The 777-nt window shown below is 65.5% G+C and carries 1 protein-coding gene; it reads left to right on the top strand.

Features of this window, described 5'->3' with window-relative positions; all coding sequences use genetic code 11:
* Positions 1–777: MFS transporter (locus L692_RS0100350; RefSeq protein ID WP_025696149.1), on the top strand; the 777-nt coding region annotated here is incomplete at both ends.

The raw sequence follows: 777 nt of genomic DNA, 5'->3' as shown, positions 1-777 counted from the left end.
CCTGTCCACCGGCGGTCAGAGCATCCCCTGGAATTCGCCGCTGCTCATCGCGCTGCTTGCGGCATCCGCGCTGCTGCTGGCCGCTTTCTGGGCGGTGGAGCGGCGCGTCCCGGAGCCTATGCTGCCGCTGGGCTTATTCCGGGTCCGCAACATCGCCTTCTCGACGGGCGCCAACCTGTTAATCAGCTCGCTGGTTATCGGGCTGCCCACGTATGTGCCGCTCTGGGTCCAGGGGGTGGACGGAGGGAGCGCGGCATTGTCCGGCCTGCTGATTGCTCCGCTGTCGGTTGGCTGGATCTTCGGCTCCGTAGCGGGCGGGCGCCTCATCCTGCGCGCGGGCTCGCGCCGAACGGCCATGCTGGGCCTTGCGCTGATCTTCGCCGGGGCCTTCGGGCTGGCGCTGCTGTCCCGAGGCTCGTCCCCTCTCCTTATGCTCCTCCTGATGCTGCTCTGCGGCGTAGGCTTCGGCTACTGCTCGACCGTCTTTACGATTATCGCGCAGTCTTCTGTGGGGCATCGCATGCGCGGCGCTTCGACGGCGCTGAACACCTTCACCCGCTCGCTGGGACAGACCGTCGGTGTAGCTGTGTTCGGTTCCTGGCTGAACCTGCGAATCGACCGCATGCTGAAAGGCGCGGCTTCGGGTGAAATTACGGGAGCGGATATGAATAAACTGTTGAACCCTCATGCCGGAGCCAAGCTCTCCGGTGCGGCGGACGCATGGCTGCGGGACGCGCTTGAGGGCGGCCTGCATTCGCTCTTTATCGTGATGGCGGT

It is taken from the genome of Paenibacillus forsythiae T98 (assembly GCF_000520735.1).
Lineage (GTDB): Bacteria > Bacillota > Bacilli > Paenibacillales > Paenibacillaceae > Paenibacillus_AQ > Paenibacillus_AQ forsythiae.
The sequence above is the reverse complement of the archived record's forward strand: the minus strand, read 5'-3'. Positions and strand labels throughout refer to the sequence as shown.